The organism is Synechococcus sp. HIMB2401, from assembly GCF_042883245.1.
Classification (GTDB): Bacteria; Cyanobacteriota; Cyanobacteriia; order PCC-6307; family Cyanobiaceae; genus Parasynechococcus.
In genome coordinates this window covers 21,240-34,015 of sequence record NZ_JBDJKK010000004.1, presented here as the reverse complement: position 1 = coordinate 34,015, position 12,776 = coordinate 21,240, and the positions used below count along the sequence as shown (strand labels likewise).

Genomic DNA, 12,776 nt, shown 5'->3' with positions numbered 1-12,776 from the left:
CTGAACAAGGATGGCCGCAGTCCTCTGATCGTCATGACCTGGGAGCGTTTCACTCTGCTCTTTCCGCTTTGGACGTTGCTGGGAGCTCTGCTGGCCTTGCTGCATCCCCCGCTGTTCATCTGGTTCAAGGGGCCACTGATCGCCCTTGGACTCGGCGTGATCATGCTCGGCATGGGCGTCGGGTTGACACCCGCTGATTTCGTGCGGGTGGGTCGACGCCCCCGCGCCATGCTGCTGGGGGTGCTGGTGCAGTTCCTGGTGATGCCGGCCCTTGCCGCTGGGATCGCGGCGGCTCTTCATCTGCCTGCCCCGCTTGCGGTGGGCTTGATTCTGGTCGGCTGCTGCCCGGGGGGGACCGCCAGCAATGTGGTGGCTCTGATCGGCCGTGGCGATGTGGCGCTGTCGGTGGTCATGACCACGATCAGCACCCTGGCGGCGGTGGTGTTGACCCCGCGTCTCACGCAGGTGTTGGCTAGCCAGCACGTGCCGGTGGACGGTTGGGCCCTGTTCCTGGCCGTGCTTCAGGTGGTGTTGCTGCCGGTCACCGTTGGGGTTGTGCTCAAGCGTGGTCTGCCCGGTGTGGCCCAGCGGATTGAGCCGGTGATGCCTCCCCTGGCGGTGATGGCCATCGTGATGATCGTCTCCAGCATCGTGGGCAGCCAGACGGCTGTGCTGCGTCAGCAGTGGCCCGTGCTGATCCTGGCTTGCCTGCTGCTGCATGGCGGCGGCTTCCTGCTCGGCTGGCTGATTCCCCGGCTGGCGGGGCAGAGCGTGCAGGCCCAGCGCACCATCAGCATCGAGGTGGGCATGCAGAACTCGGGACTGGCCGTGGTGCTCGCCCGCAGTGGCGGGTTCGCCAGTCCCCTCACGGCGTTGCCGGGTGCCATCTCTGCAGTGATTCACTGCCTGATCGGCAGCGCCCTTGCTGCCGTGTGGAGGCGCCGCTCGCCCTAGGTCGAGTCCCCGTTGTGGAGTTCAAACAGCAGGCGGGCGGCGAGGCCACGGGAGATGCGCCGTGCCACGAGCAGATCGCAGATCCAGGTGAACAGCGGCGGCGCATCGGTTGTGGATGCCAGGCGTTGTTCGAGGGCCTTCAGCTCCTTCACGTCGCGGCAGCCCCTCAGGGCATCGATCAGGGTGTCTTCAGCCGGCCGCGGCTTGGTGAGCTGAGTGCTGGTCACAGGCGGTGGGGCTCAATCCCCTCCGTCATGGCACTGGCGCAGTGCCTCTGTCACCCTTCGCCGCAGCGGAGGCAGGCACAAAAAAAGCTCCGGTGATTTCACCAGAGCTCGAAGCATTCTCTTCATTATTTTTCATGATCTGGCTTGGTTCCGTCAAAGGAGGTCGGCACATCTGATTGATTGCATTGGCGCGGCTTATTGCTTGTTTGAAAAGAGAGCTCAGCCAGGCTCCTTAAGATCATCCGATGAACCAATCGACACCGGCCACGCCCCGATCCGAGCCCGATGTCGATCGCAGTGCCCCACTGAATCCCTCAGAAATCTTTCCCTTCCCGCTGGATGATTTTCAGCTGGAGGCCATGGATGCCCTCAACCAGGGACATTCGGTCGTGGTCAGTGCCCCCACAGGATCCGGCAAAACCCTGATCGGTGAATACGCCATTCATCGTGCCCTGGCCCATGGCCAGAAGGTCTTCTACACCACACCTCTGAAGGCTCTCTCCAATCAGAAACTGCGCGATTTCCGCGATCAGTTCGGTGCGGAGAACGTGGGTTTGATGACCGGTGACCTCAGCGTGAATCGCGAGGCCTCCATCGTGGTGATGACCACGGAGATCTTCCGCAACATGCTCTACGCCGAGGCGGATGAGCATGACGATCCCCTGGCTGATGTGGAAGCGGTGGTGCTCGATGAGTGCCACTACATGAATGATTCCCAGCGCGGCACGGTGTGGGAGGAGTCGATCATTCACTGCCCACCCACGGTGCAGGTGGTGGCGCTCTCCGCGACCGTGGCCAATGCCGGGCAGCTGACCGACTGGATCGAGAAGGTGCATGGTCCGACCACATTGGTGATGAGTGATCACCGGCCGGTGCCGCTGCAGTTCAGCTTCTGCAGTGCCAAGGGGTTGCATCCACTGCTCAACGAAGCCGGTACGGGTCTTCATCCCAACTGCAAGGTTTGGCGCGCGCCCAAGGGGCACAAGCGCAAAGGGCGTTCCCAGAGGCCGCCGCAACCCGAGCCACCACCGATCAGCTTTGTTGTGGCTCAGATGGCGGAGCGGCAGATGCTCCCGGCCATCTATTTCATCTTCAGCCGGCGCGGTTGTGACAAGGCGGTGCGTGATCTGGGGGTGCAGTGCCTGGTGACCCAGGAGGAGCAGGCGCGCATCAAGGAACGCCTAACCGCCTACAGCCACGACAACCCCGAGGCCGTTCGGGATGGAATCCACGCTGATGCGCTGCTGCGGGGCATCGCGGCCCACCACGCCGGTGTTCTGCCCGCCTGGAAGGAGTTGATCGAAGAGCTCTTCCAGCAGGGGTTGGTGAAGGTGGTCTTCGCCACGGAGACCCTGGCTGCAGGCATCAACATGCCGGCCCGCAGCACGGTGATTGCGGCCCTCTCCAAACGCACCGAGCGGGGGCATCGCCCGCTGATGGGTAGTGAGTTCCTCCAGATGGCCGGCCGGGCCGGACGGCGGGGCCTCGATTCTCAGGGCTACGTCGTGACGGTGCAAAGCCGGTTCGAAGGTGTGCGTGAGGCAGGTCAGCTGGCGACAAGTCCCGCCGACCCCCTGGTGAGCCAGTTCACCCCCAGCTACGGCATGGTTCTTAACCTGCTGCAGCGCCACGATCTGGCCAAGGCCAGGGAGCTTGTGGAGCGCAGTTTTGGCCGCTACCTGGCGGGGCTTGACCTCGTGGAGGACGAGGAGAACCTGTCCCAGCTGCGGTTGCAACTCAGCCAGCTGGAGGGAGTCGCCGGCGACATCCCCTGGGAAGACTTTGAGGACTACGAAAAAATGCGTGGGCGGCTCCGCGAAGAGCGGCGCTTGCTCCGCATCCTTCAGCAGCAGGCCGAGGAGACGCTGGCCAATGAGCTGACGATGGCCCTGCAGTTCGCCAGCACCGGCACCCTGGTCAGCCTCAAATCGCCGCAGCTGCGGGGGCGCGTCGCGCCCGCGGTGATCGTGGAGAAGGTGAAGGGGCCCGGTCAGTTCCCGCTGCTGCTCTGCCTGACCGATGAAAACGTTTGGATCCTGTTGCCCTGTCAGGCGGTGGTGAGCATCCATGCGGAGCTCAGTTGCCTGCAGTTGGATGGGCTGGATGTCCCGGAGCTGTCCCGCTCCGGTGAGTTGCGCCATGGCGATCAGGCCAGCGGTGGTTTGGCGTTAGCCGTGGCCCACATGGCCCGGCGCCACGACATGACCACCCCGCAATACGACCTGGCTGGGGAGGTGATGACCCAGGCCCGGTTGGTGCGGGATCTCGAGCAGGAGCAGGAGCAGCATCCGGCCCATCGCTGGGGAGATCGCAAACAGCTGAAGAAGCACCGCCGACGCATGGAAGATCTGGAGCTGGAGATCGCTGAACGGCAGCAGCTGCTGCATCTGCGGGCCAACCGTCACTGGGAGACCTTCCTTGCCTTGATGGAGATCCTGCAGCACTTCGGATGTCTCGATGAGCTGGATCCCACGGAGATCGGCCGCACCGTTGCTGCCTTGCGGGGCGACAACGAACTCTGGCTCGGACTGGCGCTGATGAGTGGCCATCTCGATGACCTCTCGCCCCCCGACCTTGCGGCGGTGTTCGAGGCGATCAGCACTGAGGTCAACCGCCCCGACCTGTGGAGTGGCTTCCCGCCACCTGCTGCAGCGGAGGAAGCCCTGCAGGATCTTTCAGGTCTGCGTCGCGAGCTGCTGCGGGCCCAGGAACGCGCCGGTGTGGTGGTGCCGGCCTGGTGGGAACCCGAGCTCATGGGCCTTGTGGATGCCTGGGCGCGGGGAACGTCCTGGAGCGATCTGATCGCCAACACGTCCCTGGATGAGGGTGATGTGGTGCGGATTATGCGCCGCACTGTGGATCTTCTGGCCCAGGTTCCCTACTGCGAGGCGATCAGTGAGCAACTGCGCAGCCATGCCCGTCAGGCTCTGAAAGCGATCAACCGCTTCCCCGTGGCCGAGGCCGAGGATCTGGTGCCGGCCTCCGCTGCGCTCAACCCGGCAACGGAGCGGGCCGCCTGAGTTCAGGCCTCCGGAGCGGCCATGGCACCGAGATTCACCTGCTGATCAAAGTCGGCTTCGCTGATGTGGCCGAGCTCCAGGGCCGCCTGCTTCAGTGTCAACCCCTGATGGTGGGCATGCTGAGCGATGGCACTGGCCTTCTCGTAACCAATGCTCGGGGTCAAGGCGGTGACCAGCATCAAGGAGCGATCCACGAACCGCTGAATCTGCTCCCGATCAGGCTCCAAACCCTCCACCAGGTTCTGGCGGAAGCTGGTCATGGCGTCCTTGAGCATGCGGATCGACTGCAGCAGGTTGAAGCCGATCAAGGGCTTGTAGACATTCATCTGCAGATGGCCGCCTGCGCCAGCGGCTGCCACGGCGCCATCGAGACCGATCACCTGGGTGCAGACCATGGCCATGGCTTCGCACTGGGTGGGATTGATTTTTCCCGGCATGATCGAGCTGCCGGGTTCGTTGGCGGGCAGCCGTAACTCGCCCAGACCTGCCCGGGGGCCACACCCAAGCAGCCGCACGTCGTTGGCGATCCGGAGCAGGGCCACCGCCAGCAGGCGAAGTTGGCCCATCGCTTGAACGAGGGCGTCATGGCCGGCCATCACGGCGAAGAGGTTGTCAGCGGGACGAACCTTGACGCCGGCGACCCGGCTCAGCTCGTCCGCAACGGCATGGCGGAAGCCCGGCGGCGTGTTCAACCCCGTGCCCACGGCGGTGCCTCCCAGGGGAAGATCGCCGAGGCTGACCAGACAGTCTTCCAGCCATGCCTGGGCTTGTTTGAGTTGATCCCGCCATGCGCCCACTTCATCGCCCAACCGCAGGGGCACCGCATCCTGCAGATGGGTGCGGCCAATCTTGACGATGGGCATCCAGGCCTGAGCTTTGGCATCAAAGGCCTGTACCAGGGCATCGAGTGCCGGCAGCAGCCCGTCCATCAGGTGCTTGGCCGCGGCGACGTGGATCGCTGCGGGAAATACATCATTCGTGGATTGCGACCGATTGACATGGTCATTCGGGTGTACTGGGGTGTGGCTGCCGAGGGCAGTGCCTGAGGCCTGAGACGCCAGATTGCTGATCACCTCGTTGATGTTCATGTTGGTCTGGGTCCCGCTTCCGGTCTGCCAGACCCGCAGTGGGAACTGATCGTTGTGCTGGCCAGCGGCAATGGCATCGGCCGCCGTGCAGATCAGCTCAACCTGTTGTGGGCTCAGAAGCGCATGCTCGCCGTTCACCGTGGCGCAGGAGCGCTTGATCCAGGCCAGGGCCTGAATGATCTCGAGCGGGATCCGTTCGTCGCTGATGGCGAAGTTCTGAAGCGACCGCTGGGTCTGGGCTCCCCAGAGCGCTTCGGATGCCACCTCAATGCCACCCAGGCTGTCGGTTTCAATCCTGAACGGCTGCGTCATCGGATCCTCAGCGTGATCGAGCGTTGCTTCGATCATCCGTGATCACTGTCCGGTGGTCGTGGCGTCGATCCGTATCAACGCTCAGGCGTTGTGCCTTGATGCTTCACCGTTTCAATGCCCAATCTGCTCCCGTCATATCCCGCCCGCTCGCGTACTTCGCTGCACCACTCCTGATGGGATAGGTACCAGTGCACGGTCTCTGCCAAGCCCTGCTCCACATTGTGGCGAGGGCTCCAGCCCAGCTCGGAACTGATGCGGCCCGGGTCAATCGCGTAGCGGCGGTCGTGGCCAGGACGGTCGGTCACCGGGGTGATCAAGTTGGCGTGGGGAGCTGATCCAGGGCGGCTCTGATCCAACTGTTGGCAGATGGCGTGAACAACCTCCTTGTTGGTGCGCTCACCATGGCCGCCAACGCAGTAACTGCGGCCTGAGGCTCCGTTGCAGGCCGCCAGAAGCAATGCATCGACGTGGTCTTCCACGTACAACCAATCCCGCACATTCAGCCCATCGCCGTAGAGAGGAATCGACTCACCTCCAGCGGCCTTCAAGGTGACCACGGGGATGAGTTTTTCCGGGAACTGCCAGGGGCCGTAGTTGTTGGAGCAGTTGGTGAGCACCACAGGAAGCCCAAAGGTGTGGTGCCAGGCCTGAACGAGGTGATCGCTGGCCGCCTTGCTGGCGGAGTAGGGGCTGCGAGGGTCGTAGGGCGTTGTTTCTGAGAAGCGCCCCTCGGCGCCCAGGGACCCAAAGACTTCGTCGGTGCTGATGTGGTGCATCCGGAAGGCATCACGGCGTTCACCGCTCAAGCCCTCGTAATGGCCCCGCACCGCCTGCAGGAGGTTGTAGGTGCCGTTGACGTTGCTCTCGATAAACACACCAGGGCCGGAGATGGATCGGTCCACGTGGCTTTCCGCTGCCAGGTGCATCACCAGATCGGGGTCGGCCTCCCGTACCGCAGCCTCAACGGCTGCTGCATCGGTCAGATCCACCTGCTGAAGCCTGTGCCGATCCTTTGCCGCTTCGCCAAGCCCGCTCAGCACCTCCTCAATCGAGGACAGGTCGCTGGCATAGCCCATCTTGTCGAGATTGAAGACGGTGACTGTGGTTTCCCGCAACAGCCTGCGCACGACGGCGCCGCCAATGAAGCCGGCACCTCCGGTGACCAGAACGCTGCGGCGATCTCCCAGAAGGTCGGAGGCGGAAGGCATGGACGAAACCATTGGTGAGAGCGGGTGGTGGGGCGTTGTTTGGGGTTGAAGTGTTGGACTCAGTCGCCCTTCATGGCGTTTTGGCTTGCTGCAACACGGTTTTCAGAGCTTGCTGCCAGTGCTCGCGGTTGAGGTCCAGGGCGGCTCGGGTGGCGGTGCAGTCAAGAAGGGAGTAGGCCGGTCGTTCCGCAGGTGTCGGGTAGTCCGCTGTGGTGATCGGTTGAACGGCTGCGGGTGTGTCGATGAGCCCCAAGTCAGCACCGATTTGGCCAACGGCTACCGCCACGTCGTACCAGCTGGCGGCGCCGGCATCACTCCAGTGCATAACCGCTGGCAAGTCGCGGTCACCAGCGCTCTGAAGGGTTTGCCAGCAGGCTTGAGCGAGGTTGAGGGTGCTGGTGGGACAGCCCACTTGATCGGCGACAACACCCAGTTGATCCCGTTCCCGGTGGAGGCGGAGCATGGTGAGCGCGAAGTTTTTGCCCACGGGCCCGATCACCCAGCTGGTGCGCAGGATCAGGCCCCGGCCTCCTGCTCCAAAAATCGATTGGACCGCGGCTTCTCCAGCAGCTTTGCTTGCTCCGTAAACACCGAGAGGGTCGCGGGCCTGCTCGGGTTGATACGGCGTTCCCTGGGTTCCGTTGAAGACGAAGTCGGTGCTGATCTGGAGCAGGCGTCCCCCTTGTTGATCAAGAGCGCGGGCGAAGGCCTCCGGTGCCCCGGCATTCACGGCGTGGGCCAGTTCGGGCTCCGACTCGGCCTTGTCCACCGCTGTGTAAGCACCGGCGTTGAGCACCCAGTCGGGTTGGTGCTGTTGCACGGCGCTGCGGCAGGCTTCAGGGTCCGCTAAGTCAAGCTGCTGACGGCTGGTTGCCACCAGCTCGATTCTCTCAGGGGCGGAAGCGATCAGAGCCTGACCCAGCTGACCGCCAGCTCCGGTGAGCAGCACCTTCATGGGAAAACGTCTCCAGCCACCGCAGCGGCTTTGAACCCTGCTGCTTCGGCATCTTTGCCCGAGAGGCTCACCTCGATCCCTTGCAGCCGCTCGATCGGCCAGGCAATGGCCAGATCTGGATCGTTCCAGACAATGGCCCGCTCACAAGACTTGTTCCAGAACCCTCGCGCCTTGTATTGCACCTCAGCAACATCGCTGAGGGTGAGAAAGCCGTGGGCGAAGCCCTCAGGAATCCAAAGCTGGCTTTTGTTCTCGGCACTCAGTTCAGCGCCGACCCAGGCGCCAAAGGTTGGTGAGTTGCGTCGGATGTCGACGGCGACGTCGTAGATCGCTCCGACCGTGGCACGCACCAGCTTGGCCTGGGGTTCCGGCTTGAGCTGGTAATGCAGTCCCCGCAGCACCCCTTGTATTGAGCGGGAGTGGTTGTCTTGCGAGAACAGCACCGATTCGCCGACGCCTTCATCGAACTTGCGTTGGTTCCAGCTTTCGTAAAACCAGCCACGGTCATCGCCGAAGGCCTGGGGCGTGACCAGCAGGGGACCCTGCATCACCTCGCCGTACTTGGTCTTGAGTTGTTCAAGCTGCATGGCGCATCTTCAGGCTGGATTGCAGAGCCGTGTGATCGCTCACGCTCTCCTCGAGCATTTGCAGGAGATAGGAGCCGTAGCCACTCTTCTTGAGGGGCTCCGCCAGCTGATTCAGCTGTTCTGCTGTGATCCAGCCCTGGCGCCAGGCCACCTCCTCGGGGCAGCCCACCTTTAGCCCCTGGCGATGTTCGAGCGTGCGGATGTAGCTGCCGGCATCGTTGAGGGAATCGCAGGTGCCGGTGTCGAGCCAGGCCATGCCGCGACCCATCAATTCCACCCTCAGCAGCCCTTCACTTAAGTACAGCTGGTTGAGATCGGTGATCTCCAGCTCGCCACGTGCTGAAGGCTTTACCTGGCGGGCCCGTTCTACGACGCTGTCGTCGTAGAAGTACAACCCAGTGACGGCGTAGCGGCTCTTGGGTTTCTGAGGTTTTTCCTCCAGGCTGAGCACGCGGCCATCGGCATCGAATTCGGCCACGCCATAACGCTCGGGATCACTGACGGGGTAGGCAAACACTGTCGCCCCATGGGCTTGAGCGTTGCTGTTCACCAGCTGGGGGACCAGATCGTGCCCATGGAAGAGGTTGTCTCCCAGCACCAGCGCTGCGGGGTGGCCCGCCAGGAAGTCGGCACCAATCAGAAATGCTTGGGCCAAACCGTCCGGGCTCGGTTGCACGGCGTACTCGATCGTCATTCCCCAGCGGCGGCCGTCGCCGAGCAAGCGCTGGAATGCTTCCCTGTCGTGGGGGGTGGTGATGATCAGCACCTCGCGGATCCCGGCCAGCATCAGAGTGCTGAGCGGGTAATAAATCATCGGCTTGTCGTAAACCGGCAGCAGCTGTTTGCTGACGGCCTGGGTGATCGGATGCAGCCGCGTTCCACTTCCGCCAGCCAGGATGATTCCCCGTCGCTTGGATGCGGTGCTCATCGGCTGGCTCACCGGCGTGAAGTCGGCGCTATTTCAGCACGAGAACCCTTGCGACCACTCTATTTGAGGCGATGGCAAAGCCGTTGCAACAGATCCCTCCTCTGTGGGTTTGTCTGCCGGTGTCATGCGGCGGACATGGCAAGGGCGTCGATCTGCTGCGTCAGCAGCTCCCTTGCCAGAGCGGGCGTGGGGGCCCGCATCAGGTCATGACGGAGTCTTGAGGCACCGGGGAAGCCCGTGCAGGTCCAGCCCATGTGTTTGCGGGCGATCAGCAGCCCATGGTCGCCGCGATCCTCCACCAGACCGTCCAGTTGATCGCGGGCCAGTGCAAGCCGTGCTGACGGGTTGGGTGTGGCAGGGATCGCACGACCGGCCAGGGCGGCGTCGATCTGTCCCACAAGCCATGGGGCTCCCATCGTGCCTCGGCCCACCATGACGCCCGCTGCGCCGGTTTGCTTTAGGCAGCGCAGGGCATCGTCGGGGCTGTTGATGTCGCCATTCGCGATCAGGGGGATCGTGAGGGCTTCTCTTACTTCGGTAATCGCGCTCCAGTCCGCAGCGCCCTTGAAGCCCTGTTCGCGGGTGCGTCCATGCAGTGTGAGTAGTTGTGCACCGGCTTGTTCCAGCTGCTGACACCAGTGCACGGGATCGGCATCACTGCCACACCAACCCAGGCGTGTCTTCACCGTGACGGGCACCGCCACGGCATTTGCCACCGCTTCCACGATCTGGATGGCCAGCTCGGGATCACGGATCAAGCCGGAACCACCCCCTTTGCGGGCAATCTTGCGCACAGGGCAGCCCATGTTGATGTCGATCAGAAAGGCCCCACTGGCTTCAGCCCGTCGTGCCGCATCAGCCATGGCCTGGGGGCGATGGTCGAACAGTTGCACGCCGATGGGCCCGGATTCCTCGGCGAGCGACTCCACCTTGCAGAGCCCATGCCCCATCTCGAGGCTGGTGGCATTCACCATTTCGGTGAACAGCAGCGCGTCGGGCGCCCAGCGCCGCACCAGACCGCGAAAGATCCGATCGCTCACCCCTGCCAGCGGTGACTGCAGCACGCGGCAGCGCAGCTGACGCGCGGTTCCATTGCCGGGAAGTTGCAGAGGGGATGAAGCAATCATGGGTCCATGCTGCACAACGCAACCGACATGCCCTGGCCGCTCAGTCGTTCGTTGCTGGTGCAGATCCTCGAGGACCGCTGCAGCGATCGCTTTGTCTGCGAAAGGATTTGGGAACGTCTGGGCTATCAGCCTGCTGAACCGCAGTGGTGCGCCGGTCCCGACACACCCTCCGAATGGGCCGATGCCTTCCCTGAGGCTCCCGAGCTGATCGCGGAGCGTCCGGCGTCGGTTCGTTTGACCCGCTCGGTTCCCAAGGAACACAAACAGCTGCTCAAACAACAGCTCAATTTCGCGGGGTACCGCATCGGTGAGTTGTACCCCCGCCGAACCCGACGGGCCACCGCCGTGAACTGGCTGTTGGCCTGGCTGGCCCAGCGGAGCGAGCCCCTGCCGGAGCAGGGGCCCCTGGGCCCTGAGCTTCCCCCTCCTGCCGATCCGGTGCAGGGGCACCCCGGCGATCTGCCGGTGAAGTGATCCGGTGGCCTAACTCAGGCCTGAATCGTGATGGGTGTGCCTTTCGGGGTGTTGTGGAACAGCCAACGGGCGTGGTTGAGCGGCATGCGCACACAGCCATGGCTGCGGGGCACGCCGAAGGGTTTCCCGGCGTTCTCCTGCCAGGGGGCGGCGTGGAGGCAGATGGACTCGTTCGCGCTCACACACATCGTGAACGGCACCCCGGGAAAGGTGTAGTGCGTCCATACATCGTGGTGGATCGGTACTTCGTATGAACCTTGCTGTTGAAGATCGGTGTTGGCGTTGAGGCTTTGCCGGTGCTGACCGGAATCACGCGAACTACCTCCTGATCTCTGTTGTAGGCGGTCAGGCGTTGGTCGGAGAGGTCGACCACAAGGCTGGCGACGAGCTCGAGCATGGCGAGGGAACAACTGAACTCGCCCTAGCCGTCTCAGTCGAGACTTATTAGTCTCGCCCCGAAAGGATTTCGGTTCTCCAGGGGCTTTATGGCGTCTCTGTAGGGTGAAAGATTGGCCTGAGCAGACCCTTGGCGCGTCCTGTCGTCGCAATTATCGGACGCCCCAATGTCGGTAAGTCGACCTTGGTGAATCGGCTGTGCCGCAGCCGGGAAGCCATCGTTCACGATCAGCCTGGCGTGACGCGTGATCGCACCTACCAGGACGGCTACTGGGGCGATCGGGAGTTCAAGGTCGTCGACACCGGTGGACTGGTGTTCGACGACGACAGCGAGTTTCTGCCGGAGATCCGGGAGCAGGCGGCTCTGGCGCTCGAGGAAGCCAGTGTGGCTCTGGTGATCGTGGACGGTCAGCAGGGGCTTACGGCCGCTGACGAGTCCATCGCGGAATTTCTACGCAGTCACCGCTGTCCCACGCTGTTGGCGGTGAACAAGTGCGAGTCGCCGGAACAGGGCCTGGCGATGGCCGGCGAATTCTGGAGCCTTGGTCTGGGTGAACCCCATCCGATCTCGGCCATCCACGGCGCCGGCACTGGAGAACTGCTGGATCAGGTGCTCACCTTTCTCCCCCCGAAGGATCAGGAGGGTGACGAGGAGGAGCCGATTCAGATGGCCATCATCGGACGGCCGAATGTCGGGAAATCCAGTCTGCTGAATGCCATCTGCGGAGAGCAGCGGGCGATTGTCAGCCCGATCCGCGGCACCACCCGCGACACGATTGACACCAGCATCATTCGTGAGAATCGTCCCTGGCGCCTGGTGGACACGGCGGGCATTCGCCGGCGGCGCAGCGTCAACTACGGCCCGGAATTCTTCGGTATCAACAGGAGTTTCAAGGCCATTGAACGCAGTGATGTGTGTGTTCTGGTGATCGATGCCCTCGATGGGGTGACCGAGCAGGATCAGCGCCTGGCGGGCCGCATTGAAGAGGACGGCCGTGCCTGTGTGGTGGTCGTCAACAAGTGGGACGCGGTGGAAAAAGACAGCCACACCATGACGGCGATGGAAAAAGACCTTCGCTCCAAGCTCTATTTCCTCGATTGGGCTCCGATGCTGTTCACCTCTGCGCTCACCGGCCAGCGGGTGGAGAGCATCTTTGCCTTGGCCGCCCTGGCGGTTGAGCAGCACCGTCGCCGGGTCAGTACGTCCGTTGTGAACGAGGTGCTGAAGGAAGCGCTGAGCTGGCGCAGTCCCCCCACCACCCGCGGTGGACGCCAAGGAAAGCTGTATTACGGCACCCAGGTGGCCAGCCGGCCGCCAAGCTTCACCCTGTTCGTCAACGAGCCCAAATTGTTCGGAGAGACCTACCGGCGCTATGTGGAGCGTCAGATCCGCGAGGGCCTCGGTTTCGATGGCAGCCCGCTGCGTCTGTTCTGGCGCGGCAAGCAACAGCGTGATGCCGAACGCGACCTGGCCCGTCAGCAGAGTCGTAAAGGCTGAGC

13 protein-coding genes are annotated in these 12,776 nt (G+C 63.2%); 4 read left to right on the top strand and 9 right to left on the bottom strand.

Annotated features, from left to right (window positions below):
* Positions 1-33: 33 nt before the first annotated feature.
* A complete protein-coding gene (locus AAXE93_RS09565; protein ID WP_390130325.1) occupies positions 34-954 on the top strand; it encodes a bile acid:sodium symporter family protein in 921 nt (306 codons plus the stop codon).
* Here AAXE93_RS09565 and AAXE93_RS09560 read toward each other — a convergent pair.
* Positions 951-1,181: a hypothetical protein gene (locus tag AAXE93_RS09560; protein WP_114989413.1), complete on the bottom strand. Its 231-nt coding sequence runs from the start codon at positions 1,179-1,181 to the stop codon at positions 951-953. The genes AAXE93_RS09565 and AAXE93_RS09560 overlap by 4 nt on opposite strands.
* 245 nt (positions 1,182-1,426) lie before the next feature.
* Here AAXE93_RS09560 and AAXE93_RS09555 point away from each other — a divergent pair, with 245 nt between their 5' ends.
* Positions 1,427-4,201, top strand: coding sequence for a DEAD/DEAH box helicase (locus AAXE93_RS09555; RefSeq protein ID WP_390130322.1), 2,775 nt, complete (start codon positions 1,427-1,429; stop codon positions 4,199-4,201).
* 2 nt (positions 4,202-4,203) lie between these two features.
* Here AAXE93_RS09555 and AAXE93_RS09550 read toward each other — a convergent pair whose 3' ends face one another.
* The 6 genes from AAXE93_RS09550 to dusB form a co-directional block, all read right to left on the bottom strand.
* A complete protein-coding gene (locus AAXE93_RS09550; protein ID WP_390130320.1) occupies positions 4,204-5,637 on the bottom strand; it encodes a class II fumarate hydratase in 1,434 nt (477 codons plus the stop codon).
* A gap of 38 nt (positions 5,638-5,675) precedes the next feature.
* Positions 5,676-6,821, bottom strand: coding sequence for a dTDP-glucose 4,6-dehydratase (rfbB, locus tag AAXE93_RS09545; RefSeq protein ID WP_390130317.1), 1,146 nt, complete (start codon positions 6,819-6,821; stop codon positions 5,676-5,678).
* A gap of 58 nt (positions 6,822-6,879) precedes the next feature.
* Positions 6,880-7,764 (bottom strand): dTDP-4-dehydrorhamnose reductase, encoded by an 885-nt coding sequence (gene rfbD / locus AAXE93_RS09540; RefSeq protein WP_390130314.1) that lies wholly within the window; start codon positions 7,762-7,764, stop codon positions 6,880-6,882.
* The gene (gene rfbC, locus AAXE93_RS09535; RefSeq protein ID WP_390130311.1) at positions 7,761-8,351 is read right to left on the bottom strand and encodes a dTDP-4-dehydrorhamnose 3,5-epimerase; all 591 of its coding nucleotides are present in this window, start codon (positions 8,349-8,351) and stop codon (positions 7,761-7,763) included. The genes rfbD and rfbC overlap by 4 nt, the downstream gene beginning before the upstream one ends.
* Positions 8,341-9,279, bottom strand: coding sequence for a glucose-1-phosphate thymidylyltransferase RfbA (gene rfbA / locus AAXE93_RS09530; RefSeq protein WP_390130309.1), 939 nt, complete (start codon positions 9,277-9,279; stop codon positions 8,341-8,343). Before rfbA ends, rfbC begins: the two co-directional genes overlap by 11 nt.
* Positions 9,280-9,401: 122 nt before the next feature.
* Entirely contained in the window at positions 9,402-10,406 is a 1,005-nt protein-coding gene (gene dusB / locus AAXE93_RS09525; RefSeq protein ID WP_390130306.1) for a tRNA dihydrouridine synthase DusB, read from the bottom strand.
* 6 nt (positions 10,407-10,412) lie between these two features.
* On the opposite strand from dusB, the gene AAXE93_RS09520 reads away from it, so the two are divergent.
* Positions 10,413-10,880, top strand: a complete 468-nt coding sequence (locus tag AAXE93_RS09520; protein WP_250398045.1) for a DUF1823 family protein — start codon at positions 10,413-10,415, stop codon at positions 10,878-10,880.
* A 14-nt stretch (positions 10,881-10,894) separates the two neighbouring features.
* Here the strand turns inward: AAXE93_RS09520 and AAXE93_RS09515 are convergent, their stop codons facing one another.
* Together AAXE93_RS09515 and AAXE93_RS09510 are read right to left on the bottom strand one after the other, a co-directional pair.
* Positions 10,895-11,062, bottom strand: coding sequence for a L,D-transpeptidase (locus AAXE93_RS09515; protein ID WP_390130303.1), 168 nt, complete (start codon positions 11,060-11,062; stop codon positions 10,895-10,897).
* Positions 11,059-11,277, bottom strand: coding sequence for a L,D-transpeptidase (locus AAXE93_RS09510; RefSeq protein WP_390130301.1), 219 nt, complete (start codon positions 11,275-11,277; stop codon positions 11,059-11,061). The genes AAXE93_RS09515 and AAXE93_RS09510 overlap by 4 nt, the downstream gene beginning before the upstream one ends.
* A 129-nt stretch (positions 11,278-11,406) precedes the next feature.
* On the opposite strand from AAXE93_RS09510, the gene der reads away from it, so the two are divergent.
* Positions 11,407-12,774 carry a ribosome biogenesis GTPase Der gene (gene der, locus AAXE93_RS09505; RefSeq protein WP_390130298.1) on the top strand — a complete coding sequence of 456 codons (1,368 nt, stop codon included), beginning with the start codon at positions 11,407-11,409 and terminating at the stop codon, positions 12,772-12,774.
* Positions 12,775-12,776: the final 2 nt, after the last annotated feature.